At 62.6% G+C, this 23581-nt stretch carries 25 protein-coding genes; 19 read left to right on the top strand and 6 right to left on the bottom strand.

Features of this window, described 5'->3' with window-relative positions:
- The 3 genes from VKS22_05590 to VKS22_05580 are packed head-to-tail and all read left to right on the top strand — an operon-like array spanning position 1 to position 1530.
- A complete protein-coding gene (locus VKS22_05590; protein HLW70077.1) occupies positions 1 to 549 on the top strand; it encodes a zf-HC2 domain-containing protein in 549 nt (182 codons plus the stop codon).
- A gap of 7 nt (positions 550 to 556) precedes the next feature.
- Complete coding sequence (locus tag VKS22_05585; protein ID HLW70076.1) at positions 557 to 892, top strand: hypothetical protein; 336 nt, start codon at positions 557 to 559, stop codon at positions 890 to 892.
- Positions 889 to 1530 (top strand): DUF3106 domain-containing protein, encoded by a 642-nt coding sequence (locus tag VKS22_05580; protein ID HLW70075.1) that lies wholly within the window; start codon positions 889 to 891, stop codon positions 1528 to 1530. The genes VKS22_05585 and VKS22_05580 overlap by 4 nt, the downstream gene beginning before the upstream one ends.
- 21 nt (positions 1531 to 1551) lie before the next feature.
- Here VKS22_05580 and VKS22_05575 read toward each other — a convergent pair whose 3' ends face one another.
- Entirely contained in the window at positions 1552 to 2190 is a 639-nt protein-coding gene (locus VKS22_05575; protein ID HLW70074.1) for a protease pro-enzyme activation domain-containing protein, read from the bottom strand.
- A gap of 198 nt (positions 2191 to 2388) precedes the next feature.
- Positions 2389 to 2766, bottom strand: coding sequence for a hypothetical protein (locus VKS22_05570; protein HLW70073.1), 378 nt, complete (start codon positions 2764 to 2766; stop codon positions 2389 to 2391).
- Between the two features lie 301 nt (positions 2767 to 3067).
- Between VKS22_05570 and VKS22_05565 the strand changes: the two genes are divergently transcribed.
- Positions 3068 to 4429, top strand: a complete 1362-nt coding sequence (locus VKS22_05565; GenBank protein HLW70072.1) for an LLM class flavin-dependent oxidoreductase — start codon at positions 3068 to 3070, stop codon at positions 4427 to 4429.
- A gap of 25 nt (positions 4430 to 4454) precedes the next feature.
- Here VKS22_05565 and VKS22_05560 read toward each other — a convergent pair whose 3' ends face one another.
- Positions 4455 to 5906 carry a kelch repeat-containing protein gene (locus VKS22_05560; protein HLW70071.1) on the bottom strand — a complete coding sequence of 484 codons (1452 nt, stop codon included), beginning with the start codon at positions 5904 to 5906 and terminating at the stop codon, positions 4455 to 4457.
- 322 nt (positions 5907 to 6228) lie between these two features.
- Between VKS22_05560 and VKS22_05555 the strand changes: the two genes are divergently transcribed.
- The 3 genes from VKS22_05555 to VKS22_05545 all read left to right on the top strand — a co-directional run bounded on the left by VKS22_05555 (position 6229) and on the right by VKS22_05545 (position 8478).
- Complete coding sequence (locus tag VKS22_05555; protein HLW70070.1) at positions 6229 to 6609, top strand: hypothetical protein; 381 nt, start codon at positions 6229 to 6231, stop codon at positions 6607 to 6609.
- A gap of 104 nt (positions 6610 to 6713) precedes the next feature.
- Positions 6714 to 7547, top strand: a complete 834-nt coding sequence (locus tag VKS22_05550) for an alpha/beta hydrolase (GenBank protein ID HLW70069.1) — start codon at positions 6714 to 6716, stop codon at positions 7545 to 7547.
- 127 nt (positions 7548 to 7674) lie between these two features.
- Complete coding sequence (locus VKS22_05545) at positions 7675 to 8478, top strand: class I SAM-dependent methyltransferase (protein ID HLW70068.1); 804 nt, start codon at positions 7675 to 7677, stop codon at positions 8476 to 8478.
- Positions 8479 to 8562: 84 nt separating this feature from the next.
- Here the strand turns inward: VKS22_05545 and VKS22_05540 are convergent, their stop codons facing one another.
- Together VKS22_05540 and efp are read right to left on the bottom strand one after the other, a co-directional pair.
- The gene (locus VKS22_05540; GenBank protein HLW70067.1) at positions 8563 to 9843 is read right to left on the bottom strand and encodes a hypothetical protein; all 1281 of its coding nucleotides are present in this window, start codon (positions 9841 to 9843) and stop codon (positions 8563 to 8565) included.
- Positions 9840 to 10403 (bottom strand): elongation factor P, encoded by a 564-nt coding sequence (gene efp, locus VKS22_05535; protein HLW70066.1) that lies wholly within the window; start codon positions 10401 to 10403, stop codon positions 9840 to 9842. The genes VKS22_05540 and efp overlap by 4 nt, the downstream gene beginning before the upstream one ends.
- Before the next feature lie 150 nt (positions 10404 to 10553).
- Here efp and VKS22_05530 point away from each other — a divergent pair, with 150 nt between their 5' ends.
- The 10 genes from VKS22_05530 to VKS22_05485 all read left to right on the top strand — a co-directional run bounded on the left by VKS22_05530 (position 10554) and on the right by VKS22_05485 (position 21649).
- Positions 10554 to 11576, top strand: a complete 1023-nt coding sequence (locus VKS22_05530; protein HLW70065.1) for a glycine cleavage T C-terminal barrel domain-containing protein — start codon at positions 10554 to 10556, stop codon at positions 11574 to 11576.
- A 71-nt stretch (positions 11577 to 11647) separates the two neighbouring features.
- On the top strand, positions 11648 to 11791 hold the full coding sequence (locus tag VKS22_05525; GenBank protein HLW70064.1) for a hypothetical protein: 144 nt from the start codon (positions 11648 to 11650) through the stop codon (positions 11789 to 11791).
- A 94-nt stretch (positions 11792 to 11885) separates the two neighbouring features.
- A complete protein-coding gene (locus tag VKS22_05520; protein ID HLW70063.1) occupies positions 11886 to 13445 on the top strand; it encodes an amidohydrolase family protein in 1560 nt (519 codons plus the stop codon).
- Positions 13446 to 13569: 124 nt separating this feature from the next.
- Positions 13570 to 14301: an enoyl-CoA hydratase/isomerase family protein gene (locus VKS22_05515; GenBank protein HLW70062.1), complete on the top strand. Its 732-nt coding sequence runs from the start codon at positions 13570 to 13572 to the stop codon at positions 14299 to 14301.
- 40 nt (positions 14302 to 14341) lie between these two features.
- Entirely contained in the window at positions 14342 to 15895 is a 1554-nt protein-coding gene (locus VKS22_05510) for an AMP-binding protein (protein HLW70061.1), read from the top strand.
- Complete coding sequence (locus tag VKS22_05505; GenBank protein HLW70060.1) at positions 15873 to 16745, top strand: enoyl-CoA hydratase/isomerase family protein; 873 nt, start codon at positions 15873 to 15875, stop codon at positions 16743 to 16745. The genes VKS22_05510 and VKS22_05505 overlap by 23 nt, the downstream gene beginning before the upstream one ends.
- A 42-nt stretch (positions 16746 to 16787) precedes the next feature.
- Positions 16788 to 16907: a desulfoferrodoxin gene (locus VKS22_05500; GenBank protein ID HLW70059.1), complete on the top strand. Its 120-nt coding sequence runs from the start codon at positions 16788 to 16790 to the stop codon at positions 16905 to 16907.
- Positions 16908 to 16988: 81 nt separating this feature from the next.
- The gene (locus tag VKS22_05495) at positions 16989 to 17234 is read left to right on the top strand and encodes a GlsB/YeaQ/YmgE family stress response membrane protein (GenBank protein ID HLW70058.1); all 246 of its coding nucleotides are present in this window, start codon (positions 16989 to 16991) and stop codon (positions 17232 to 17234) included.
- Positions 17235 to 17297: 63 nt separating this feature from the next.
- Positions 17298 to 17816 (top strand): hypothetical protein, encoded by a 519-nt coding sequence (locus tag VKS22_05490; GenBank protein HLW70057.1) that lies wholly within the window; start codon positions 17298 to 17300, stop codon positions 17814 to 17816.
- A gap of 275 nt (positions 17817 to 18091) precedes the next feature.
- The gene (locus tag VKS22_05485) at positions 18092 to 21649 is read left to right on the top strand and encodes a hypothetical protein (protein HLW70056.1); all 3558 of its coding nucleotides are present in this window, start codon (positions 18092 to 18094) and stop codon (positions 21647 to 21649) included.
- A 39-nt stretch (positions 21650 to 21688) separates the two neighbouring features.
- Here the strand turns inward: VKS22_05485 and VKS22_05480 are convergent, their stop codons facing one another.
- Positions 21689 to 22453, bottom strand: coding sequence for an SDR family oxidoreductase (locus VKS22_05480; GenBank protein ID HLW70055.1), 765 nt, complete (start codon positions 22451 to 22453; stop codon positions 21689 to 21691).
- A gap of 199 nt (positions 22454 to 22652) precedes the next feature.
- Between VKS22_05480 and rpsF the strand changes: the two genes are divergently transcribed.
- Positions 22653 to 23183: a 30S ribosomal protein S6 gene (rpsF, locus tag VKS22_05475; protein HLW70054.1), complete on the top strand. Its 531-nt coding sequence runs from the start codon at positions 22653 to 22655 to the stop codon at positions 23181 to 23183.
- Positions 23167 to 23466, top strand: coding sequence for a hypothetical protein (locus tag VKS22_05470; protein HLW70053.1), 300 nt, complete (start codon positions 23167 to 23169; stop codon positions 23464 to 23466). The genes rpsF and VKS22_05470 overlap by 17 nt, the downstream gene beginning before the upstream one ends.
- Positions 23467 to 23581: the final 115 nt, after the last annotated feature.

Here is a 23581-nt window from a genome sequence, read left to right as displayed (position 1 = left end):
ATGCTGCGCAGGCATCCTGAAGCTGATCTGATTCCTTGGTTGCGCGGTGAACTTGCCGGGCGCGAGCGGACGCGGGTCGAGGCTCATCTGCAGAACTGCGGCGAGTGTCCTGCGCAGGCGCAAGCGCTGACGCGGGCGCTGGGTTTGATCGCGCGCGAAGTCGCGCAGCTGCCCACGCCGGAATGGAGCGCATTTCGCAGCGAATTGCGGCGCAAGCTGGCGGCGCGCAAAGCGCCGTCGCGGCTGCCGTGGCAACAAGCGATCTTCGCGTGGAGACCGCTGGCGGCCGCGGGCGTCGCGGCAATTGCGATTGTCTCGCTGGCCATACTGCATCGCGGGCCGCATCGCGCGGTGCCCGTGACCGATCAATTGGGTCTCGAGCAACTCGCTTTCGAAGACGTGGCCAGCCGCACCGATGTCGGACTCCTGCGCGATTATCCGATGGTCGAGCGGCTAGACCTGCTCGAAAATGATAATTATGAAGTCATCGAGCATCTCGATGAACTGGCGCCATCAGATTCAAAGGCTGCAGGGGTCCGCCACCTTTAGGGCGATCATGGCGATGACCTTCACCACGGTACTGCTTTTCGTCAGCGTGCGACGGGGTGTGGCGCAACAATCGCCGCCGCTGCGGATGCTGCTCAATCTCGATCTGTTCGCAGCGCCGACACCGGAGCCCGGGAGCGACGCGACGCCGGGTCCGTCGATGCTCGATCAGATCCAGACCCTCAACCAGATGGGATATCTGGCGGGCTCCGGGTCGAATTCTGCTCCAGCTTCTGGCGACGAGCCCCCGGTACCGCCTATTCCTGACGCTGCTCCGACTCCTGATGCGGGTCTACCTCCGAATGCCGGGCCGCCAGCCAACACGGAAGGAGTGCCGCAGCTATGAGCCGCCGCCGGCATAGCGGGATGTCCAAGCCTCTCACGATGTCCAAGCATCGCGGGATGACATGGACTGTGAGCGCAATCGCGCTCGCGCTCGTCTCGATCGTCGCGGCAGCGCCGGTCCGCGCGCAGGCGCCCGACTCCGGATATTCGTATAGCGCTGCGGAGCAGGAACTAATCCGCCAGCATCCGGACGAATGGGCGAATCTGACGCCGGACGAGCGCAGTCGGGTGCTGGAGAATTTCTCGCACTGGCAGCAGATGACGCCGGATGAACGGATGGGCGTGCAGCGGAACTTTCGCGAGTTTCGCAGCCTGCCGCCCGAAGAACGAGCGCACGTGCTGCAGGGACTGCGGCGGTGGCGTCAGTTGCCGCCGGAGCGGCGCGCCGAGCTCAGCCAGCGCTACGCGCGCTTCAAGCGCCTGCCGCCGGAGCAACAGCGGCGGATTACTCAGCGTTATCAGCGCTTTCAAAGCATGCCGCCGGGCGGACGTGAGCGCATGCTCAACAATTACCAGCGCTGGCAGCGGATGTCGCCGGAGGAACGCCAGCAGATGCGTGCGCGTTTCCGCGCGATGCATCGTCATTCGGGTGAGGGTGGCGGTGATGGTCGTCCGGGACCCGAAAGCAAAAACCCCTGATTACCCCGTAAGAGCGGCGGGTTAACGCGATTCGACTTCGCGAAAGCCGACGTTGTCGAGGCCGTTGATACGCGCCACGACGCCGCTGAATTGAGCGGGCATGAATGGATCCTCGCGCGGCACGTAAAGCTCGAACTCAGGCTGCATGATGTGCACCTGGAAGGCCTTATCGACCTGCGCCACCGTGCCGGTGAAGCGGATGTAATCTTCGTTGCTGCCGTAGTTCTGGTCGGTGACGGCGAGGCCCTGTGCCTGGAGCCATTGCAGCACCGCGTTGAACTGGTCCTGCGACTCGCCGAAGCGGGCGTGAACCTCCTTCGGATCAAGCCATTGGTGATAACGTTTCGAGTGCGGATCCTCGACCTCGGCCATCAAACGATCGAGTTCCGCCTGATCGTGGTTGGCGAATTCGAGTTCCATCGTGAGCACCTTGTCCGGCGGCGCCTCCTTGGCCTTTTTCATGAGGCTATTGAGCGCCCCGGAATGGCGCTGGATGCGAGCAACCGGCACCGCGTTGGCAGCCGGCGTCGAGCTTTCGGCGCAGCCGAAAAGAGCAAGGGTAAGCGTCGCGAGCAGGGCCACGGGCAGCAGCCGGAAGAGCGTGGCGCGCGCGGTATGAGCGGGACCCATCTCGAAATCAGCGAATCGTAAAAGCGCCACGCTTGCAAGATCGGTCGTGGACGCTCGATCACTCATCCATTCGCGATGAATTCGAGAACTCTTGAAGCAATTCCGGTTCCGCCCTTATATACGAAACTTTAGAGCTGCCATCGCTCAGCCGCGGTCAACGCCGGACCACTCGGAGCTAAGCTACCAGCTCCGAGTGGCCGCATATGAAGAAACTGAGATCTTGGTTTCTTACAGGGGCACGATGACGCTCTCCGCGATGCCGGTCATTTCAATGCAGCGCCAGGTCGCCGGCCGGTGCGGGATAGAATCCGGGCCGCTGAAGGTCTCGTAGACCCCGACCGTGCAAAAGTGCGCCGTCTGACCGCGGGCCACGTCGATAAACGGCAGGAAGAAGCCGAACCGCTCTCCGCCCGTGTCAATACTGAGGATCAGCGGGACGGATACTAATTCCCCAAGGCCGGTGTCATTAGAGAGGACCTGTGCGGACGTGAAGTCTTTCTGGAACGCCCCGGCTTTGTATACCAGGGCAACGAGGCCGGGCGTGAGGCCGATCGTGTAATCCACTTCGACGCCTGCACCCTTGAGCAAGAACTTGTTTGCAGCCATTTCCTTTTTCTCCTTGTGGGTTTTGGCCAGAATTATTCGTTTGGCCTACCCTTTCCGTTTCAATTGAAAGGCGTTCAAAACGAGCGAACGGGTTGTTCAACCACAATGAACAATTCGGTCGAAGCTCACTTTTTTGTTTTGAATTCAATGCAAAGTGGCTGCGAACCCTGAAGCTTGTAGCTTGCAGGGCGCTAGTGCACGTTCGAGGCTTGCCAAAACACTCCTGCCATCGCTAGCTTGGCGACTTGGGCGACCCCATCGAGGGCGCCGACGCTAAAGGAGGACGACTCCTGTGCAGTTGATGTATTTCACCGAACGGCCCTATCGCGACGTTCCCGAAGACGAGGTGATCAAGCACGGCGCCTTCTTCGGCCTGTCGAATAAATTCTTTGATCGCGAAGTCGGCGCGCGCCTCTATCAGGAGTATCTGGACGAGGCGGTTTATGCCGAAGAGGTTGGCTTCGACGCGGTGATGCTGAATGAGCATCACGGGACGCCGTTCTGCATGGGCGGCGTGATGAACGTCGAGGCGGCGATCCTCGCGCGGATTACGGAAAAGATCAAAATCGTCCTGCTCGGTAATCCGCTGCCGACCTTCAAGAATCCGCTGCGCGTGGCCGAGGAGCTGGCGACGATCGATTGTATCTCGCGCGGGCGGCTGGTGCCCGGATGGGTGCGCGGCGCGGGCAGCGAGCAGATCTTCAACAACGCCAACCCGGCCTACAACCGCGAGCTCTTCAACGAAGCCCACGACGTCATCCTCGCCGCCTGGACGCGGCCGGGTCCGTTCCGCTGGGAGGGCAAGCATTTCAATTATCGCTTCATCAATCCGTGGGTGACGCCCTATCAGAAGCCGCGCCCGCAGATTTGGATTCCGGGCGTGCTCAGTCCCGAAACCGTCGATTGGTGCGCGCGGCATCGTTACCTCTACCTGGGTCTCGGCACCGGACTGAGCGCGACCGTCGAGCTGTGGAACCTCTACGCCGATGTTGCCGCGCAGGAGGGGTACATCGCCGGCCCGGAGAACTTCGGCTACCTGCAACACGTCTTTTGCGCCGAGACTGAGGCGAAAGCCGATGAACTCGGCCGATGCCATCTGTTCGGCGGCGGCCAGGTCAATTTCTCGCGGCCTGAACATACGCTGCCGCCCGGCTATAACTCGAAGGAGGCGACGCGGCGGCTGGCGCGGGCAACCGCCAGCGGCGACAGCGGCGCCGGCACGCTCGGGATCAGCGCTGAGCAGCTCGGGCGGGCGCGCGGTGATGCACCCAAAAAAGACAGTACGAAAAAGCGGCTGCAGCGCGGCGACGCCTCGATCGCTGACGCCAAAGCTGCGATCTATGGCCGCTACGAGAAGACCAAGAAGAGCATGGCCGTCGTGGCCGGGACACCAAAATCGGTGCTGCCGAAGATTCGGCGCATCCTCGAAACTCTGCGGCCGAGCGTCTTCGGCTTCTTCGCGTCGCAGGGCCCGGTCAGCTTCGCCGATCGCATGACGAATATTCGCCTGCTGGGGCAGGAGGTTCTGCCCGCGGTGCGCGAGATGGGCAAGGAACTCGGGCTGGTCGATCCCTTCCAACGCGAGCCGGGCTCGCGTCCGTATATCGCTGGGACACAGCGCGAACCGCTGGTCTCGCTCAAGGCGCGGGCGGCATCACGCTGAGCCGGGCTCGACGTGACGCACGCGTCTATTTCGCGAGCGTCGGGCTGGTCACGATTGCGACCGCGCTCAAGGCCGCGGAGGTTTTCATCCCGCCGACCTTGGTAAAGGTCTGCGTCGTCGGATCGTAGATCTCGGCGACCTTGGTGGTCTTGGCGTTACTCGTATCTTTCGAGCCGCCGAAACCGCCGGCTACGAGCACCGTCCCGTCGGTGAGCCGTACTGCGGCGTGACCGGCGTGAGGATGCTTCATCGTGGAGGCGCATACCGTCTGGTTGGTTTTCTTGGTCACAACAGTTCCGCCGATGCAAGAAAAGGTCTTGGAAGTTGGATTGTAGAGTTCCGCGCCCTGCGCCACTGAGCCGAAAAACGCACCAAAGCTGCCATTGGTGAAAATCACGATCTGCGACGCGTCGAAACCGCCCGTGATGAGGACCGTGCCGTCCGCGAGCAGGGTCGCCCCCTGCAGAAGCAAAGTCTCCGCCATCGGCGCGGCGGTTGCGGTGAAGGTTTGCGTTGCCGGATCGAAGATGTCGGCTGTGGCAGTCGCGCCAAAGGCAAACCCGGGAAATCCGTCACTGTCGCCGCCGGCGACTAACACGGTGCCGTCTTGAAGGGCGGTCGCGGTGTGGAACGCGCGAAAATCGCTCATGCTCGAGGCGACCAGGCTGAAGGTGCCGGTCGCGGGATTGTAAAGCTCGGCGGTATTCAACGTCAGGCCCTGAGAGGACGAACCAATGGTGTTGTTGGCGAGGCCGCCAGTGAGCAAAACTTCGCCGGCCAGAGGACCGGTGGGAAACAGTGTCGCCGTCTGGAAAGCGCGCGGGCTGTTCAGGCTGCCTTTGGTTGCAGTGAAGGTCACGGCGACCGGATCGAAAATCTCGGCGGTGGTTTGCGGCGCACCAGTCGCGTCGAGGCCGCCGGCGATCAGCACAGTGCCGTCACTCAAAAGCGTCGCGGTGCAGCCGGCGCGCGGCGCAGTCATGGACCCGGTGACCGCAGAGAAGAGCCCAGTCGCGGGCGCATACTGTTCGGCACTGTTCAGCGGCATCAGGGTCAGCGTCACTTCGTTCTTGGTGGTGGCCGACCCTTGCGCGCCGCCGAAGACAAAGATCGGTTGCGTCGCGGGCGAATTCGCCAGGCTCAGGCCGCAGGGCGCGATGCGGCTGCTGCTCATCGCGCCGGCGGTAGAGAATTTTTTGGTGGTCGGATCGTAGAACTGCGCCTTGCCCGTCGATTTTGTGCCGCTCACGCCGCCGGCGATTAAGACGTCGCCAGGCACCGGTATCTTGATCTTGGCCGCCGCCGTCGCCTCGGCTGCCTGACCGCTGCTCGCGGCGGCCATCGCGTCTATCTGTGCGAGGACAAAGCGTTGATTGACGATCGTCGAGTGCGAGCAACTGGCTTGCATAATCAAGCCCAGCACGGTCGTCACAACCACAAGGCGGAAAGGGCTGAATCCATTTGCTTGCTTACGCATCTTCTGTTCCTTTTTGGATGTTTAGACTAGTGCAATTAGTGCTTCGTTATAATATCTCACGCAATCGACCACGAGGACTTGTTTTGTTACGTTCCGAGTCAATATACGTCGCGACTAGGACTATGCGAAGCCATTTTGTTGATCGGTCGAAACACCAATTAAGGGTCACCAAACTCGGCCGTCCCGCGATTGACCTTCTGTCCAAGCGGTACGATTGCTCGCCCTTGTAGTTTGACCCATGGGAGTTTAGAGTTTTCATCCGAAAAAGCGTCGCCAGCCTCTGGAACAACCGGCAGAGGCGTACTTTTTGGGAGGTCAAAACATGCCCGATTTCGATAGTCGATGGGTCGAGCGCTGGCAAAAAGCGGTCAACGGCGACGATGTCGCGAAACTCCTCGGCCGTCATTTCAGCGCCAACGTGCTGCTCGAATTCGGCGATAAGGCCTACGTCATCCATTTCCGCGACGGCGGGATCGCCAAGGTCGAAAACGGCACCAATGCCGAGAGCTGCTATGCCTTCGCGCTGCGCGCGCCCGCCGAGACCTGGGGCAAATTCGTCCAGCCCGAACCGCCGCCGATGTACAATGACATCATCGCGATGTCTCATCAGCTGCATGGGCGCCTCAAAATTGAGGGTGACACCAAGCAGCTATGGCAGAATTTGCGGGCGTTCGCGTGGGCGCTTGATTTGATGAGACGCTAGCGGAACGAAGTGGAGCGAGCAGGCGAGTCCGCGAGCTGCGTCAAGATTCTTAGTTCATCATTTTGCAGCAGCTTGCCAGGCGCGCAACCCGGGAGAGAAGGTCGATGGCTAAGATTGAATCAGTTATCGGACGCTACATTTATGTGCCCTACCAGGGCGAAGAATATCGGGTCTATTACGAGGAGGCTGGCAAGGGTATTCCGCTGGTCTGTCTGCACACCGCGGGCACCGACGGCCGCGAGTGGCGTCATCAGCTTAACGATGCGGAAATCCAGAAGCGCTTCCGCGTAATCGCGTTCGACATGCCCCGCCACGGCAAGTCGATTCCGCCGCGCAACTGGTGGAAGGAAGAGTACAAGTTGACGTCAAAATTCTACTCGGAGTTTACCGTCGCGTTCTGCAAGGCGCTCGAACTCGAGCAGCCGGTGGTGATGGGTAGTTCGATGGGCGGCAATATCTGCCTCCATCTGGCGCTGAATCACAGCAATTACATGCGCGCGCTGATCGCGGTCGAAGCCTGCGACTACTCGCCGGGCTGGTGGCTGGACTGGCTGCATCATCCGCATATTCATGGCGGCGAGGCGAGCGCGACCGCGGTCTATGGCCTGATGGCGCCGCAGAGCCCGCTCGAGTATCGGCAGGAGACCTGGTGGTACTACGCGCAGGGCGGTCCCGGAGTTTTCAAAGGCGATCTCTACTTCTACAGTATCGATCACGATTTCAGGCAGCTCTGCGCGAAACTCGACGGCAAGGTGCCGATCTACTTCATGACCGGGGTCTATGACTTCGCCTGCACGCCCGAGATGACGCGTCAGACGGCCGAGAAGGTCAAGGGTTCAGAGTGCATCATCATGGAGGGTATCGGCCATTTCCCGATGTCGGAGAATCCCGAGATTTACAAAAAATACCTGATGCCGGTGCTCGACAAGATCAAATAATTCGACCTCACGATCTTTGGCAAACAAAAAAGAGGCGTCATGCGGCGTCTCTTTTTTTGTGACTGTCAATAGAAGGTGCAATGACCTAGGCTATGAGGCTTGGATACAAACCAGCGCGAGTAAGGCTATGGCAAGCGAAGATCAAACGATGGCGTCCAAGGCCGATGGCCATCTGGAAATCGTCCGCAACCAGTTCAACCGTCAGGCGGAAGCCTATGTTGCGGTGCCGATCGTAACCGATCCGGCCTTTCTCAGTTATATCGTTTCAATTTCCGGCGTCAGCAAAAGCGACCGGGTGATCGATATCGCCAGCGGACCCGGCTTTATCGCGATGGCGTTCGCGCCGCATTGCCGCGAGGTGATCGGGATCGATGCGACCGATCGTTTCGTCGCGCGGGCCAGCGCCGATGCCGCGCGCCGGCGGCTGGACAATGTTTCCTTCACGCTCGGCGATGTCGAGCGGATGAGCTTTGCGGACGCGAGCTTCGATATCGCGGTTTGCCGCTTCGCCTTCCATCATTTTCCACGGCCGGCGAGTGTTCTGGCCGAGATGCGGCGGGTTGTCCGGACCGGCGGCGCCGTCGTTATCGTGGACATGGTTGCATCTGAGGACGCGGCCAAGGCGGAATATCACAACCGGCTCGAACGATTGTGCGATCCGTCGCACGCGCGCGCGATTCCGGCGTCGGAGTTCGAGCGGATGTTCGCGGATCAGAACTTCGCGTTAACCCACAAACAGACGGTTAAATCGTCATACAGTATCGACGAGTGGATCGCGCATGGCGCGCCGGCGGCGGCGGAAGCGGCGCAGATCCGCGCGCTGATGCGCGCGTCTATCGAGGAGGACCGCAGCGGGCTCGACGTCCGCATGGTTAACGGCGTGATCCATTTCAGCCATACCGGAGCGAGCTACGTGATGCGCAAACGCTAGCGGAGCGCGGTTGCCGCGCGGAGCGAGCAGGCGAGTCTTTACTTTGGCCGCGCGTCGCAGACTTCGCCGCCCCCTGGAGCTGCGTTAAAATTCTTGGTCGGCGACGCCCGCGGTTCCCTGGATCCGCGCTTCAAAAGCGCGGTGGCCGGTTCGTTTCGTCAAACTTGTCGCGCGCTTGCGGCAGACATAGATCGCGGCGGGCGCGCCGAGGATCGCGACGCGCACGATTTTCTCCGCCCGCAGCGGCCCGTTGCGGGTCAACTCGCTCATCAGGCGCGTCTCGCCGGTCAGGATCACGATCACGCCGCCATCGCGTACGAGGCGGGCGAACTCGGTTAATAGGCGCGGGTAGAGCCTGCGATTGTCCGCGTGCGAGCCGTGCTGCTGACCCCACGGCAGGTTGGTGATGATGCGGCTGACGGCGCGATCCGGTAGCGGAATCGCCGCGCCATCCCATGTATGCAGCTCGATGGGCTTGTAACGCGGACCGATATTGGTCCGCGCGGCGTTGAGCGCGTTCTCGTCGAAGTCGCCGCCGATCAGCGCCTTATAGCGCTCCAGGTGCGCGCGCTCGATCAGGATGGTGCCAGCGCCGCAAAAAGGATCGAGCACGATGTCATCGGGTTGCGGCTCCGACAGCAGGCCCATAGCGGCGGCGACCGCCGGGCGCAGCGAGCCGGCGATATGCGCGGTCTTGTAATCGCGCTGGCGCATGGTTTCGTCACTCAGACGCAGCGCGAAGATCAATTCGTCGTCCAGCAGGGTCGCCCAGAACTCGACGTCAGCATCCTCTGCGACGCAGCGCCAGGAGCGATCGCCGCGCTCACTGATGCCGCGTTCGATGGCCTGCTTGAATTCGCTCCGCCGGAACTCCTGCAGCCCGGTCATCCGGGCGACGATGCGAAATTTAAGCCGGCGTCCTGACCGCGCTCTTGGCAGCACTTTCACGCGCGCGGCCAACGCGCTTTCGACGTAGGGCGCGTCGCGCGCGAGGGCCCGGATGCGCTCGAGCGCGCGCCGATCGATCGCCAGGTCATTCGAGTAGGCGACGACCGCAAAAAGGTCTTCGCTGGCGCGTAGCGTCAGCAATGGCTCAAGCGGTGCGGCGTGGAATAACGTCATGCCGACGCGACCGGGGACACTTCGGCGTCCGAGCTCGCGGACGCCGTCGCGCCGCCGCGGCGCAGCGATTGCGCCCGCGCTCGCGGGCGCGAAATGCGCCGCCACCTCAGCGAAAGCGACGCCCTCGAGCCCCGGCTGAGTTTGTATCGCGTAAGTCTGCGCCGTGAGGCCGAGCAAGCGGCGCGAGCCCGGCCCTCGCCCCGCGGCGCGCCGCGCGAGCTCGCGCTCACGATACGTCGTCACTTGGTGCGCGAGGCGTACTCTTTGGTCTCGGTATTGATCGTGATGACGTCGCCTTCATTGACGAAATGCGGGACCTGAATCACCAGGCCGGTTTCCGTCTTGGCCGGCTTGAGGGTGTTGGTCACCGCCGCGTTTCTCATCCCGGGGTCAGTCTCGATCACCTTGAGCGTCACTGTCTTCGGCACCGAGACGTTGAGCGGCGTACTGTCGTAAAACTCGACTTCGACCTGGAGGTTGGGGGTGAAAAAGCCCTCGACGTCGGCGACCAGCTCTTCGGAGAGCGTAATCTGGTCGTAGGTTTCCGTATTCATAAAATGAAACTCGTCGCCTTCGCGATAGAGAAATTCCATCTTGACCTGATCGAGAATGACGCGCTCGACCCGATCTTCTGAGCGGAACCGATTTTCGGTCTGACTGCCGGTTTGGATATTGCGCAGTTTGGTCTGCACCATCCCGCGCCAGTTACCGGGCGTGATATGATTGATGGTCATGACGCGCCACAAGGCGCCGTTGTATTCGAGCACCATCCCGGGCCGCAGTTGCGTTGCCTGTAGTAACATCTTTCATGCACTCTCGCGCAAATTGGCTTTAACTCTTTAGCGTAGCGTGCGCACGCGACGGCTCGCAAGGCGAGGCGCCACGGCCGCTGACGTCTCGCAAGAGCGGATTTTTGGAAGCGGAGCGATTCTGGCGTAGAATCGTTTTGGCAAATGTCCCTGGAATCAAACACGACTGCGGTTCGCGCGGCGGGCGTCGATCCGATCACTGCGGTTGACGGGCGCCTCGAGCGCGAATATCAGGCGCTGAAGTCCGGCGCCGGGCTGCGTCAACTGGACGATCGGCTAATCGTGCGTGTCAGCGGCGACGATCGCATCTCATTCCTGCACGGGATGTGCACCGCCGACGTTAAGGGGCTGACACCGGGCGCGGTTGCAGCGGCCCTGTTCGTCACCGAGCGCGCGCACGTGATCGCGGACTTTTTTATCTACGCGCTTGCCGACGCCTTCCTGATCGAGATCGGGCGCGACGCCTGGCCGCGTGTGCTCAGCCATCTCGAGCAATTTCTCGTCGCCGACGATGTCGAGTTCGACGAGCTGGCGTCGTTGAGCGTCGTCGATTTTGAGGGGCCCGGCGCGGCGGCAGTGCTCGCGGAAAGCGGCGGCGGCTCAACGCCGGAATCGTGGCATTTCGATCCCGCAAGCACGCTCGCCCGGATTCCGCGCTTCGGCGTGGCGGCCTTCACGATGCTCGTCGAGACGGACGAAGTTGCGACTACGCTAGCTCGCGTCGATCCTGAGAATAAAGTCGTTCGTCTTGGGGCCGAGGCGCTCGAGGTTATCCGGGTTGAAAACGGACTGGCGCGCGTCGGGATCGACACGGGCGAAAAAACCCTCGCACTCGAAGCGCGGCTCGACCGCGCGATCTCGCTCGACAAGGGATGCTATATCGGGCAGGAGACGCTCGAACGGGCGACCGCGCGCGGCGCAATCAAGCGCAGGCTCTGCGGGCTGCGCATCGAAGGCAGCCGCTTACCGGATGCAGGCAGCGTCATCCTCGCCGGCGAGAAGCCGGTCGGTGTTCTGACCAGTATCGTTCGTTCGCCGACGCTGGGACTGATCGGACTGTCGGTCCTCCACCACAGCGTTTGGCCGGAGGGAACACGCGTCGTTATCCGCGATGGGCACGGGGCCTTGGAAGCGCAGACCGCTGATCTGCCGTTTCGCAATCCATAGCGCGGCTTCAAGTCGCGGCTGACATCTGGTAATGAGAAATTCGTGATTTAAGATCATCTTGGAGGCGTCTTATGGCTAACACGCTAGGCAAACGTTACATGTGCGAGAAGTGCTCGACCGAAGTGCTGTGCAACAAGGCTGGTTCGGGGGCGCTGGAATGCTGCGACGTTGAGATGAAACTCAAGGAGGCGAAGGCTCTCCCTTCGTCGGACTAATCGATTGGGGCAACCCAACCCTGTTCCGTCGGCGGTTACCGAGTCGTGCGAAACGTCGGCGCAGCATCGATGCCGGGCTTGATCCAGTTGGCTGATGGCCGCTGAAAAGAGCGAAAAAGCTGATCTGGTCCTGCACGAGGGGGCGATCCTCGAACATCCTGCCAGCGATTCGGTCGCCCTCGGCGGCGGGCGGATTCTGGCCCATGGAAGGTTCGCGGAACTCAAGCCGCTGGTGGGACCGCGCACTCATCTGTTGCGTCTCGACGGACGCGTCGTGGCGCCCGGCTTTATCGACTGTCATCTCCACTTCCTGGAGGGCGCGTCGGTCGCGGCCGGGCTCTCGGTCCTGCGCTGTCGAGCGATCCCCGACCTGCTGGCCGATCTGCGCGTCGCGGCGGGGCGAACCCCGCCGGGCAATTGGCTCAAGGCGTTCGGCTGCGACGAGTCCCTGATGCGCGAGGGGCGCGGCCCCAGTCGCGAGGAGCTGGATCAGGCCACGCCGAAAAATCCGCTGCGCCTGCGTCATCAGACTCTCCATGCTTCATGGCTCAACTCGCGCGCGATCACATTGCTCGGGCTCGAACGTCCGGACTTTCAGCCGCCGGAAGGGGCTGCGCTGACTCGCGAGTCCGGCGGGCGGCTGGGTGCGCTCGTGACCGGGATGGAAGAGTGGCTCGGCGCGCGGATGCCGCGCGTGACCGAGGCGGAGCTCGAAGCGCGGGCGCGGGTTTTCAGTCGCGAGCTGGCAGCCGCCGGGGTCACCGCCTTCACCGACGCCACGGCGCGCAACGGCGTCGACGATTTCGCCCTGTTTGGCCGCCTGACCGCCAACGGCGCGATTGTGCAGCGCGTCGCGGTAATGGCCGGTCCGGATTGTATCGATCAGGTTGCCGCCTTGCGACGAATTTCCGAGGTGGGCGCGGTTGGTCTCGCTGGAATCAAGTTTATCGCGCCGGCGCGCTGGGCGCCCGCCCGCCTCGCGCGCGCGATCGCCGACGCTTTGGCCCAGGAGCTGGACTGCGCCTTTCATTGCACTGAAGTCGAGGAGCTTGACGCGGCCCTGAGTGCGATCGCGATGGCGCGCGAACAAATAGGTTCGCGTCTCCTCCGACGCGGCGTATGCCGAATCGAGCACGGCGGTTTGATCCCACCCTATTATCCTGAACGCATCGCTGCACTCGGCGTCTGGGTCGTCACCAATCCTGGCTTCATCCACTATCGCGGCGCGAAGTACGCGCGCGAACCCGGGCTTATTCCATATCTCTATCGCGCGAAAAGCCTCACTGACCTCGGCGTGGAGCTCGCGGCCGGCACGGACGCGCCGGTGACTCCGGCGCGTCCGCTCGCTGCGGTCGCGGTCGCGGTCTCGCGGCTCTCGCTCGAAGGCTACGAACTGGCGCCGGACGAGCGGCTCGACGCCGCCTCAGCGATCGCGCTATTCACGTCCGCCGCGGCGCGGCTTTCCCGCCTCGAAGCCGGAACGATCGAAGCGGGCCGGCTTGCAGATTTGATTGTGCTGTCGTCCGATCCGCTCTCTGCGCCGCCCGCCGAGCTGCTTAAAGCCACGATCGATCTCACGATTATCGATGGCCGCGTCGTCTATGAGCGCGGCCGCCCCGCGACGACCAGCGCTGCCGGGGCAAACTTGCCGTGACTCTAGCGGAGCGCGATCGCCGCGCGGAGCGAGCACCGGAGGGCGTGACCATCAGACGCGACTTCATCTTGATTTTCAACGATTATCGGCCTAATCCGAAAAGATGAACCGGCGGCGGAACGCGATGCAGCATGAACCTGCCGTACTCTACGAAAAGCGCGGTGCGATCGCCTGGGTCACGCTGAATCGGCCGGAGAAGTTCAACGCTTACAATGTCGCGATGCGCGACGCACTCTATGCGGTGCTGAGCGCGATCCACGAAGATGCGGACGTTCGCGCGATGGTCCTGCGGGGCGCGGGCAGGGCCTTTTCGACCGGCGGCGATGTGAGCGAATTCGGCCAGGCGCCGTCGCCGCTGGCGGCGCGTTGGATTCGTTTCCGGCGCGACGTCTGGGGCCGCCTGAAGAGCCTCGCGATTCCGACGGTCGCGGCGGTGCACGGCTTCACGGTCGGCGGCGGGATGGAGATGGCGTTGCTGTGCGATATCGCGATCGCGGCCGACGACGCGCGCTTTTGTCTGCCGGAGACCGGTCTCGGGATGGTGCCGGGAGTCGCCGGTACGCAAACCGCTCCGCGCCGCCTCAAACCCGCCTGGGCGCTAGACTTGTGCCTCACCGGCCGCTGGATTGACGCCCGGCAGGCTTTGTTTATAGGTTTGGTCGCCGAAGTGGTCCCACGCAAAAACCTGGAACGCGCCGCGCTTGATTGCGCGAAACGCTTGAGCCGATTGCGGCGCGATCACGCCGCGATCGTTAAATTAGCCGTTTGGGAAGGACTCAACGGCTCGCTGGCCGAGGGGCTCGAACTCGAATCGCGTCTGGCGCAGCGCTTGGAGCAGATGGCGGGTTTGGCGTAAGAGTTTTCAGGGCCGCTCGTGCGGGAGGTAGATAAGTCAGATGAACACCGTCAACTTTATTTCGATTCCAGGTTCAATCGTTCCCGACCAGGAAGCGCTGGTCTTTGGTGCGGAGCGGTTGACCTATGCCGCGCTCAATGATCTGGTGGCGCGGCTCAGCAGCGTCTTCAAAGGGCTGGGACTCAAGCCGCGCGAGGTGATCGCCGCGCTCGATACCAATTCGCATCTCTACGTCGCGGCCTATTACGCCGCGTCGAAGGCCGGGCTGACGTTCCTGCCGCTCAACTACCGCGCCAAGGAAGCCGAGCTCGAATACATGATCAACACCGCCGACGTGAAGGTGCTGCTGGTCGGCGATCGTTATATCGATCTCGTGGGCACGATCGCGCCAAAACTCAAGGGCGCCCGGCTGGTCGCGCTCGGTAAGGGCGACGGCAAGATGCCGCGGCTCGACGCGCTCATCGCCAAAGCCGAAGCCGACGAAAACGAGGCGGAGGTCGAGGACGAGGACGTCTCGATCCTGATGTACACCAGCGGCACGACCTCGCTGCCCAAGGGCGTGATGCTGAGCTTTCGCGACTTCACGGCCTATGTTACGGCCAACGTCGAGATGGCTGACGGCAGTGAGCGCGGCGGGTTTTTGGTCTGCGCGCCTTTCTACCATATCGCCGGGACCACCGCGATGATGACCAATCTGTGGACCGGCCGGAAAATGGTGATCATGCCGCAGTTCGAGCCCGGCGCCTGGCTCAAGCTGGTGCAGCAGGAGAAAATTTCGCACGCCTTCGTGGTCCCCACGATGATGAAGCAGGTGCTCGATCACGCGGATTTCGCCAAGACCGACTTCTCCTCGCTGACCAACCTGGCTTATGGCGGCGCGCCGATGCCGATCGCGGTTATCCGCCGCGCGATCGAGGCCTTTCCCAAGACCGTCGGCTTCGTCAACGCCTACGGTCAGACTGAGACCACTTCCTCACTGACCATCCTGGGCCCGGACGACCATCGCCTGCAGGGCACGCCGGCCGAAATCGAGCAGAAGGCGCGCCGGCTGAACTCGATCGGCAAACCGCTCCCCGATGTCGAGATCAAGGTGCGCGACGACGAGGGTAAATTTCTCCCCGCCGGAGAGATCGGAGAAATTATTATCAAGACCCAGCGCATCATGAAGGGCTACGCCGGACGGGCCGACGATTCGGCCCTCGCGGATGGCTGGCGGGCCACCGGCGACCTCGGCTGGGTGGACGAGGATGGTTATGTCTTCTTCGCCGGACGCAAGGACGACATGATTATCCGGGGTGGTGAAAATATCGCGCCGGCGGAAATCGAAACCGTGCTGATGTCTCATCCGGCGGTGGATGAAGCTGCGGTAATCGGTGTCGCGTCGGTGGAATGGGGGCAGACCGTCAAGGCCTACATTGTTTTGCGTCCTGGGCAGAAATCGAGCGAGAAGGAGATTCGGGATTTTTGCCAGACGCGGCTCGCGAGCTTCAAGCGGCCCGAGCAGCTCGAGTTTATCGACGCGTTGCCCAAGAACGCGCTGGGCAAGATCTTACGCAAAGAGCTGCACGCGCGTGAGAACGCCGGCGCCGCCTGACAGTTTTTCGACGAGGCGAATAACGGCGAAGCGGCAGAAATCGGCGGCGTCCTCGAACCATGCTGCGGACGCCCGGCGCGCCCTCGTCAAAGGCCGCGTCGGCGCGCCGTCTGCCGTTCATGGCGCGATCGAACTCGCGCTCGACGGTGGCTGTCTGACGGCGACGCTCGCCGCCCCCACCATTGGTAATCGGATCAGCCGCCGGATGGGCGCTGAGCTGATGGATCTCGCCGAGACGGTCGAGGACGACGACTCGATCCTGGCGCTGGCGATCACCGGCGCGGACAAAACATTTTGCGCCGGCTTCGAGTACGACGTTGATCGGCGGCTGGTCGAGACCTTGGCGGCGATCGCGAAGCCCACCGTTGCGATTCTCAACGGCGACGCCAGTGACGAGGGACTCGAACTCGCGCTGGCGCTGGATTTGCGCGTCGGGCTGGCCGATTCGCGCTATGCGCTCACGCAACTCGAGCGCGGTGAGCTGCCGCATTTTGGCGGGACGCAGCGACTGCCGCGCCTGATCGGCGCGGCCGAGGCGCTGCGGATGCTGCTCACGGGCGCGCCGCTCAGCGCCGCCGAAGCGATGCGGCTCGGTCTCATAACCTATCTCGCCCAGGACCGCGACGAACTCGCTATGGTCGCGCGCGACCTTTTGGCGACACTGGCCGAGCGCAGCCCGCTCGGCCTGCGGATGGTCAAGGATGCCGTGCGCAAGGGCTATGATATGACTGTCGAGCAGGGCGTCCGGCTTGAAGAGGACCTGTACGCTCTGCTACAAACCACCGCCGACCGTGCGGAAGGCGTGCGCGCCTTCCTTGAGAAGCGCAAGCCGTTGTTCAAGGGTTCATGAGAGCCGGCACAAATATCAACGAGATTCTCGGGAGAATGCATCATGGCTAATCAACTCGGCAAAGTTTACATCTGCGGCAAATGCGGCTCGCAGGTCATCGTCACCAAGGCCGGCACCGGCACGATGAAGTGCTGCGGCGCGCCACTCGAGCAGAAAAAATAGCCGGGCGGATGCGCTGCGTTTTGCGGCTCAGGTTACCGCGCGCCGCGTAGTTACAGCACGCGCGGCAGAGGATTCAAGTACATGATCGGGGTTATTCTGGTGGGTCTCGTCGCCGGATGGCTGGCGGGTAAGCTGATGCGCGGGCGCGGCTACGGGATCATCGCGGACATTCTGCTCGGTCTGGTGGGCGCAATCATCGGCGAGTGGCTCTTCGCACGCCTGGGCGTTCCGGTATACGGCGGCTTCTCGTTCCTCGCGATGGCGACCGTCGGCGCTGTGATACTGGTCGGTGCGGCGCATCTTGTTCGGAGCCTCGGTGAGGTCTGAACCGGTTGCGGGCCGATCCGCACGGATTGACAAAACGGTGGCGGTACACGCAAGATCGATCTCATGAAAAGCGCGACACTTTGGGCAACTTTGCTCGTTATGCTCGTGTCGGCCTTCCCGGCTCTGACCTATGCGCAATGCGCCAACTATGCGCAGTTCAACGACGCCGGCCGGCGCGCCGACTATGCGCAGTACAACCTTTGGGGTGAGTACAACGATGCCGATCGGCTTGACCCGTACGAATATCGCGACGTCGACAACGCGCAACTGTTGCAACTTGCGGCCTATCTCCTCACCCCCATCGGCATGGGAGTGGAGTGGGGCCTGATGCGTCCGTTGCACTATCTCGCCACCTGCTCCGCGCTCGCTCCGGTTCTGAGCGGGGATAAGGATAATTTTCAGTTCGGCCAAAATAACAATTCGGACCTCGTGCCGCCGGGAACCTTCGCACCGGCGCCGATGAATCTATCTAACCAGTTCGTCCCTGCCCCGCCCGAAACGGGCCCGATCGCGACTTCCCTTGCCGAAGCTCCGCCTGAGGCTAATCCGCCCCGGCCTCATAGCCAAAGCATCCTGCATTAGCCGCACATATCACACGCTAGCGAAGCGGGCCTGCTCACCGCCAGTGAAACGAGCAAACGAGTCCGCGAAGTGCGTTCGGATAATTAAGTGTCCGCGCAGGCTCGTCCGCGCTGCGTTAAGATTCCTGATCAGCGGAGAGGCGACTGTCGCGCCTCCTTTACGTTCCACCTAGTGTTTTCGCCAATCGACATGGTAAGCTGCTGGCGTTTCGACCATTTTTGACATGATTATAGATGCTGGAGCAGGATTATCGGGATTCTAAACGGCTCAGGCGAATGTTTGCGCGAATAAAACGAACCCGCCTTTACGTCTTGATCCTCGCCGCCGGCCTGCTTCTCTCGGTGGGGAGCCTGCTTTACGCCTTGTTCAACAATATCGGGGATTTTGAATTAGGTCAGATTGACTTCATCCATGGCACCACCGACTTTGTTCGTGGCGCCGGTCTGGATATTGCGTCACAGTCGCCGCCAGCGATCACCGTGGACTCAGCGAACGGCTGCGTCTATGTGGCGGACACCGGCAATAATCGAGTGCTCGGATGGAAAAATGAGAGCAGCTTCGCCAACGGCGCACTGGCCGACATCATAATCGGGCAGAAGGACCAATGGTCGCGAGGCGCCAACGCGGGCGGCCTCTCGAGTTCGAGCCTCAGCGCGCCGACAGGAGTAGCCGCGGATCCAGCCGGCAATCTGTATATCGCCGACAATGGGAACGCGCGCGTCGTTGAATACGATATTCCGTGCAATAGTTCAGGCCCGTTCATCGGCAATCTGATCTTCAACGTCGGCGATCCCTGGGGCCTCGCGGTCGATTTGCTGGGCAACCTTTTCGTCGCTGATCGCAATAATAATCGCGTGCTGGAGTATAACGCTCCGCTCAACCCTGCGAGCTCCGAGCCCGGAGCCGGCGACACGGTCTTTGACAACGTCTTCGGCCAGACCACCGGCATTACGTGCAATCAGGGCGGCCCGGCGCCGACGGCGTCAACGTTGTGCGGCCCTTATGGCGTCGGGACGGACGGCACCAACGCGTATATCGCCGATACCAGCAACAACCGGGTGCTCGAATTCATGCCTATTTCTGCCGGGGTTTTCGCCAGCGATCCGGGAGCGATCCGTGTGCTCGGCCAAATCGCGTTTAATCTTGCCGCCTCCGGATGCGCGACCGGCACCAGCCTCACCTCGTTGTGCGCGCCGCGCGGCGTCGCCGTGGATTTCAATCACAACGTCTTCGTCACCGACACCGGCAACAATCGAATCACCGAATATGGTCCATCGCCGGTCAACCATGGACAGGCAACCGCGATACTCGTGGGGCAACTAAGCGGGACCGGGAACGCGCCTAACATGGGCGCGGCGGTTGGAGCCAACACCCTGTCATCGCCCGCGGGCATCGCCGCAGACACCAGCGCAAACCTCTTCGTGCTCGACGCCGACAACGACCGTGCGCTCGAATTTGCCGCGAATCCATCGACCGACGGGGCCGCGCTGCGCGAGTTGGGACAGGTGGATCTCGCGCATAATACGGTCGATTTCGTCGACGGCAGCGCCTTGAGCGATCCCTCGTCAGTGGCGGTCGATCGCTTGGCGACTCCGCAACATCTGTATGTGGTTGATGCCGATAACAATCGGGTGCTCGGTTTCAACGACGCGACGAAGTTCACCAATGGCGCCGCGGCCGATCTCGTGATCGGCCAGCCGGACTTCTATACGACTGCCTGCAACGGCCCGGGCGTCGACCTCAGCTCACCGCCTTCCGCGACTTCACTGTGCCTTAACGGAGCGCTTACCGGCTTCCCTCAAGGCGGCGCCGTAGCAGTGGACAACAGCAGCAACGTTTGGGTTAGCGACCCGGGCAACGGCCGCGTACTCGAGTACAGCGCGCCCTTCGCCTACAAAACGAACTCCGGCCAGGATGCCGGGGAGCCTGCGAGTCTCGTTCTAGGCCAAGCCGATTTTGTCACCGGCACCCCGCCCGCGGCCTGTAGCCCCGCCTCGGCAACGACTCTGTGCGAGCCGGCGGGTCTGGCCTTTGACAGCGGCAACAATCTTTACGCGGCAGATTTTGGCGCCAATCGCGTGCTGGTCTACACAACCCCCGGCAATGCGAACGGCAGCGCGCCCCAACCGGCCAGTCTGGTTTTAGGTCAGGGCAGCGCCGGCAACAATTTCACCGGATCGAACTGCAACACCGGGGCCGCCGCGCCTAGCGCCGATACTCTGTGTGGTCCCGTTGGGCTCGCCCTCGACAAGAACAACGGTATCTACGTCACCGACTACAACAACAACCGCCTGCTCGAATACATCCATCCATTGACGGGTGGGCCGGGTACGCCGGGCACGCCGGGTTCGGGTGGCGATGTCACCGCGGACCTGGTCTTCGGGCAGGACGCCGCCGGCGCAGCCTTCACCAGCGCGTTCTGCAACAACGGCGGCATCGCGGCAACTTCCCTGTGCCAGCCCAGTGGGGTGGCGGTCGACCCCTTCGGTTCGGTCTTCGTCTCCGATCAGACCAACAATCGCCTGTTGATCTACCAGCAACTCGCCAATCCGCCGGCCAACGTCATGGCGAATTACGAATTTGGGCAGGGTCAAACCGGCACGGTCTTCAACAGCGGCACGCCCAACCTCGGCGGCCGCAGCGCGAGTTCGCTGAATCTCGCGCAGAGCCCGGGGCAGCAGGACGGCGTGGCGGTGGATTCTAACGGAGATCTGTATGCAGTCGATGCGGGCAACGAGCGGGTGATCAGTTACAGCGGTCCCTTCCTCCACGTGGCGACGCCCTCGCCTTCGCCAACGTCTACGGCAACGCCCACCCCGACCGCGACCCCGACTGCAACTTCGTCACCCACACCCATACCCTCGCCGACGCCCACCACGACGGTCACGGCGGTGCCCGCAAAGCTCAAGTTCGAAGCGGTCGAAGCCACGCTCGCGGGCAAGCCCAAGACCCTGAGGTTGGACAACAAGGGCGCCGTCGCCGCGCAATTCGCTCAACTCAGTGCCGCCCCTTCTTTTACGTTGAGCAACGATACCTGCTCGAATGCGACGGTCCAGCCGAATCAAAACTGCACCGTCGACGTGACATTCAGCCCATCGGCCACCGGCAGCGTGAGCCAGACGATGACCATCCCCTACAATGGCGCGAGTCCGGCTGAAACCCTGACGGGGACTGGCACCGCAGTGGTGCTCAAGGCGCCGAAGTCCAAGACGCTGCCGCGTGCGCAGGCCGGGGCGCTCGGCAAGCCGATCAATATCACCATCTCAAACAAGAGTGCGGCGAGCGTGCTGATGAGCGCGCCGGTGGCGCTCGCAAATTCGTCAATCACCCAGGACCTATGTAGCGGCCAATCCCTTGGGCCCAAAACGAGTTGTGCGGTGACGATCGCCTTCGCCCCGCCAGCCGGCAGTGTCGGCCGACTGACCGACTCGCTCAGCTACGCCTATACCTATGGCGCAAATGCCGGACGCGTTACCGTCGCGCTCAAGGGTACCGCCAGCGCGATCCTCGTGGCCCCGAAGTCCAAGAAGCTGCCGGGCGCGAAAGCGGGTGCGCGCGGCAAGCCGGCCGGCATTACCATCACGAACAAGAGCGCAGAAACTGTGACTATAGGCACGCCGGGGACGCTCAACAACTCGATTATCACCGCGGACTCGTGCACTGGTCAGACGCTTGCTCCCAAGGCTCGATGCGCAATTAGGGTCGAATTCGCGCCGCCACTTGGCGCCAGCGGAACCCTCACCGATTCGCTTAGTTATCCCTTTTCCTATGGGACCAACAACGCACAGATTACGGTCCCGCTGAGCGGCAAGGTCGCCAAGACCAAGTCGTGACAGGGTGCGCCGCCGCCATTGCGGACGGCGCGGCCACCTTCACATCGCCATGAAGCCGCCATCGACCGGCATCGGCAAGCCGGTCACGAATGAGGCGTGGTCGGAGCAAAGCCAAGCCGTGGCCTCGCCGATCTCACTCGGTTCGCCCAGGCGCCGCAACGGTTCCGAGCGCGCGAAGCGCTGTTCCACCTCCGGGCGTTCGCGCGTGAGCCGTCCGAGCATCGGGGTGCGGATCGGACCGGGGCAGACGGCGTTGATCCGAATGTTGTGCTTGCCGTATTCGAGCGCGGCGGCGCGGGTCAACCCGGCCACGCCGTGCTTCGCCGCGACATAGGCCGGCATGTGCGGCACGCCTGCGAGTCCAGCGCCGGAGGAGGTATTGACAATCGCGCCGCCGCCGCCCTGCTTGAGCATCTGGGCAATTTCCGCCTTCATGCAGTACCACACGCCGGTCAGATTAATCGCGATCACGCGATTCCAGTTCTCGTCGGTGCATTCGTGGGTATCGCCGGCCGCCCCTTCGATTCCGGCATTGTTGAAGGCGCAATCGAGCCGCCCGTAAGTTTGCACCGCTTTGGCGATGGCGCCGTCAACGTCGGCCCAGCGGGCGACGTCGCATTTGATGAAGATCGCCTCGGCGCCGAGGTCCTGCACCATCGCGAGGGTGCGCTTGCCACCCTCCTCGATCACGTCGGCGAGGGCCAATTTCGCCCCTTCGCGCGCGAAGATGCGCGAGGTCGCCTGCCCGATACCCGATCCCGCGCCCGTAATCAGCGCAACCTTCCCGTCGAGAATTCCTGGCATGATTGAAAACCTCCGTCTGAATTGAAGCTTGCGTAGTTGTTGCGCCTGCCGCTGGATTTGGCAAGGGTCGCTTGATGCCGAGACCGCCACGCCGCAGCAACCATCGCGAAGGTCAGCTTGTGAGGACGAGGGGGTGCCTGATAGACTCCGCCCTCTCCTTGCTCCATTCCGGGGCTGGAAGCCAAAAGGAGGTCAGCGCTTGCGGCGCTACGAAACCATTTTTATTTTACGTCCCGATCTGGGCGAAGCCGCCCAGAAGGAGGCGATCAAACGTTTCGGCGGCCTGGTCACCTCCAGCGGGGGCGATCTGATTGACAGCGAGGAGTGGGGCTCGCGCGAGCTCGCCTACCGGATCAAGGGCGAGCAGCGGGGCTTTTACGTCCGGCTCGACTACGGCGGCAACGGCGCCACCATGAACGAAGTCGAGCGCAACCTGAAGCTGTCGGACAATATCCTGCGCTACCTGTCAGTGCTGGTGGGCGACGACGTCGATCCTGAGGCGGTGCGCGCCGAGCTCGAAGCCCATCGCAAGCGAACGGCAGAGGCGCGCGCCGCGGCGGAAGCCGCACGGGCGGCCGCCGACGCGGCGCGCGACGCCGCAGCCGCGGAGCGGGCCGAACAGTCGCAAGCCGCGAAGGACGCTGCGGCGGCGCCGGTCGAAGCCGCCGCTCGCGAACCTGACGGCGACGAAACTGCGGGTGACGAAGCTGACGGTGGCGACGAGAATTGAGCTCAGCGGGAGGCTGACGCGCAAGCCCGAGAGCCGCGTAACTCCGGCCGGAACGCGCACATTGCGCCTCGAGGCCGATTGCGGCGAAGGCGCGAATCCGCTGCTGCTCGAAATCGTTGCTACCGGCGACCGCGTACCGGAACTCACGCGGAATTTGCGCGAGGGCGTGCGGATCCATGCCACCGGATCGCTACGGGCGCTGCCGAGTTTAGTCAAGCGGCGCCTCGGCATCGAGGTCATCGCCGATCGCGTCGAGCTCGATCCTGACGGTACGGGTAATTGACGGATTCAGTCGCGCGGGCGGGTTTCGCTAAACAATGCTTGCTAGGATGCTAATTTATGGCGGACGAAGAACATAATTTCGAGCAGCGGCCGAACCGCAGTGAAGGTGACGGTGG

Source organism: Candidatus Binataceae bacterium, assembly GCA_035308025.1.
In the GTDB taxonomy this organism is placed as follows: domain Bacteria; phylum Desulfobacterota; class Binatia; order Binatales; family Binataceae; genus JAJPHI01.
The sequence above is the reverse complement of the archived record's forward strand: the minus strand, read 5'-3'. Positions and strand labels throughout refer to the sequence as shown.